We start from the raw sequence: 3,355 nt of genomic DNA, 5'->3' as shown, positions 1-3,355 counted from the left end.
CCGTCCTTCCTTCGGGCGCACCCATGGAACCCGGCGCTACGTTGGCCGGGCCTGAACTCAACGCACTCATGGTTATTTATGGAAAAGTCGAAGTTTCGAAAAATCGCTGTCGTGCTTGTCCTGGTCGCGGTGACCGGCCTGGTTTTCTATAGCGCTCAGTCGCCGGGCAAACCGCCGGAGTACCTGACCGCCACGGTCGAGCGCACTGACATCGAGAACGCCGTGCTGGCCACCGGGACGCTCCAGGGCGTCAAGCAGGTCGACGTCGGTGCCCAGGTGTCCGGGCAACTGAAGTCGCTCAAGGTCAAGCTGGGCGACAAGGTGAAGAAGGGCCAGTGGCTGGCGGAAATCGACCCGCTGCTGGCGCAGAACGCCTTGCGCCAGGCCCAGGTCAACGAAGAAAACCTGAAGGCGAAGCGGCAAGCCACCGCGGCACAACTCAAGGACGCGAAAGCCACTTACGATCGCTATAAGGTGCTGCAACCGGACGACGCGATTTCCAAGCAGGAATACGAGACCGCCGAATCGAACTACAAGGTGGAGGCTGCCAACCTGCTGTCCCTCGATGCACAGATCAAGGACGCGCAGATCCAGGTGGAAACGGCCCGGGTCAACCTGGCCTATACCCACATCGTCGCGCCCATCGACGGTTACGTCGTGGGGATCGTGACCCAGGAAGGCCAGACCGTGATCGCCGAGCAACTGGCGCCCGTGCTGCTGAAGCTGGCCGACCTGGACACCATGACCGTCAAGGCCCAGGTGTCCGAGGCCGATGTGATTCATATCGTGCCCGGGCAAGAGGTGTATTTCACCATTCTCGGTGAAGCGGAAAAACGCTATTACGCCACGCTGCGCGGCACTGAACCGGCACCGCAGAACTTCCTCGAGACCCAGAACGCCGGGACGCCCAAGCAGAACACCGCGGTGTTCTACAACAGCCTGTTCGACGTGCCGAACCCCGATCATCGCCTGCGTATCTCGATGACCGCCCAGGTCCGCATTGTCCTGGACAAGGCCAAGGCGGTGCTGACGGTTCCGGTCGCGGCCCTGGGCCCGAGAAACCAGGATGGCAGCTACGTGGTCCGGGTCCTGGACGCCGAAGGCAAGGCCCAGCCGCGTAACGTCCAGACGGGGATCAATAACAACGTCAGGGCTGAAATCAAGGACGGCCTGGCTGAAGGCGACAAGGTCGTCATCGGCGAGCCTACCCCAGCCGTGGCGGGAGCCTGACCATGACGCGACCACTGTTGGAACTCGAAGGGATCACCCGTAGCTTTCAAGCGGGCGAAAAGGCGTTCATCGCGCTCAAGGACATCAACCTGACGATCAATGCCGGGGAAATCGTGGCGATCACGGGGGCGTCCGGCTCCGGCAAATCCACCCTGATGAATGTGCTCGGCTGCCTCGATCATCCGAGTTCCGGCAGCTATAAAGTGAATGGGCGCGAAACCGGCTCGATGGACGATCATGAGCTGGCGGAGCTGCGTCGCGATCACTTCGGTTTCATCTTCCAGCGTTATCACTTGCTGCCCCACCTGAGTGCCTTGCACAACGTCGAGATGCCGGCCATCTATGCCGGTGCCGCCGAGTCGCAACGGCACAACCGTGCCGGGGAGTTGCTGGGGCGCCTGGGGTTGACCGGGCACCTGGCCAATCGACCCAGCCAGCTTTCCGGCGGACAGCAACAGCGGGTGAGTATCGCCCGGGCCTTGATGAACGGCGGCGAAATCATTCTCGCCGACGAACCCACCGGGGCACTGGATACCGCCAGCGGCAAGGAAGTGATGAAGATCCTGCTGGAACTCAACGCGGCGGGGCACACGGTGATCATCGTGACCCACGATGAGAAAGTGGCGGCCTACGCCCAACGCATCATCGAGATCCGCGACGGCGAGATCGTCAGCGATCGGGCCAATCCGCAGCGGTCCATGGAAGACCAGCCGCCACAAGGCACCCCACCGGCCAAGGTCAAGCCGTCGAACCGGCTGCTCGCCAGCTTCGGGCTGTTCAGCGAAGCGTTCAACATGGCATGGGTGGCGCTGATCTCGCACCGGATGCGGACGTTGTTGACGATGCTGGGCATCATCATCGGTATCACGTCGGTGGTGTCGATCGTGGCCATCGGCGAAGGGGTCAAGCAATATGTCCTCAAGGATATCGAGGCGATCGGCAGCAATACCATCGAGATCATGCCCGGGGCCGACTGGGGCGACAGCCGCTCGACGGCCATCGAAACCCTGGTGCTCTCCGACGTCACGGCGCTGGCCGACCTGTACTACATCGACAGCGCCACCCCCAACCTTGGGCGCAACCTGTTGTTGCGGTACCAGAACATCGATGTCAATGCGACCGTCAACGGTGTGAGCGAGAGTTACTTCCAGGTCCGCGGGATCAAGATCGGCTCAGGCGTAGCGTTCAACAAGGACGACTCCCGGCGGCAGTCGCAAGTGGTGGTGATCGACCATAACACCAGCCAGCGACTGTTCGGCTCGCACACGGACCCGCTGGGCAAGGTGATCCTCGTCGACAACCTGCCTTGCACTGTCATCGGCGTGACCGAGGACCGCAAGAGCGTCTTCAACACCAGCAAGAACCTGAACATCTGGATGCCCTATGAAACAGCGGCGGGGCGCTTGCTGGGCCAGCGTTTCCTGGACAGCGTCACGGTCCGGATCAAGGACGGGCAGCCGAGCAAGCTGGTGGAAGACAACGTGGTCAAGCTGCTGACGCAGCGCCATGGCACCAAGGACTTCTTCACCTACAACCTCGACAGCGTGATGCAGACGGTGCAGAAGACCAGCCAGTCGCTGGCCCTGCTGCTTTCGCTCATCGCGGTCATCTCATTGGTGGTGGGGGGCATCGGCGTGATGAACATCATGCTGGTGTCGGTGACTGAGCGAACCCGTGAAATCGGCATCCGCATGGCGGTGGGGGCGCGTCAGTCCGATATACGCCAGCAGTTCCTGGTGGAAGCGGTGATGGTCTGCCTGCTCGGAGGGACGATTGGCATTGGCTTGTCGTTCAGCATCGGCTACGTCTTTTCGATCTTCGTCAAGGAATGGCAGATGGTGTTTTCGATGGGATCGATCATCACCGCGGTCGTTTGCTCGACACTCATCGGCATCGTGTTCGGCTTCGTACCTGCACGCAATGCGGCGCGGCTTGACCCGATCAATGCCCTGGCGCGTGATTGAGGTAACGAATTCAACCTAGATCGACTGTGGGATTGGTGTTTGTTGCGGATATCACGTTCGGCACAGGTCAAGTGTGGGAGCGGGCTTGCTCGCGAAAGCGGTGGGGCAGCTTGCACTGATGTTGGATGTGCCGCCGCCATCGCGAGCAGGCTCGCTCCCAC

General features: G+C 61.4%; 2 protein-coding genes. Both read left to right on the top strand.

From position 1 onward, the window contains the following. Nucleotides 1–78 precede the first annotated feature (78 nt). Nucleotides 79–1,230 (top strand): macrolide transporter subunit MacA, encoded by a 1,152-nt coding sequence (macA, locus tag ACODTO_RS27070; RefSeq protein WP_139643634.1) that lies wholly within the window; start codon nt 79–81, stop codon nt 1,228–1,230. Nucleotides 1,231–1,232: 2 nt separating this feature from the next. Continuing rightward, the gene (locus ACODTO_RS27065; RefSeq protein ID WP_139643630.1) at nt 1,233–3,194 is read left to right on the top strand and encodes a MacB family efflux pump subunit; all 1,962 of its coding nucleotides are present in this window, start codon (nt 1,233–1,235) and stop codon (nt 3,192–3,194) included. The last annotated feature ends 161 nt before the right edge of the window (nt 3,195–3,355 follow it).

The organism is Pseudomonas sp. FG13, from assembly GCF_057809755.1.
Note: the sequence above shows the minus strand (reverse complement) of the source record. Positions and strands in the feature narration are given on the sequence as shown.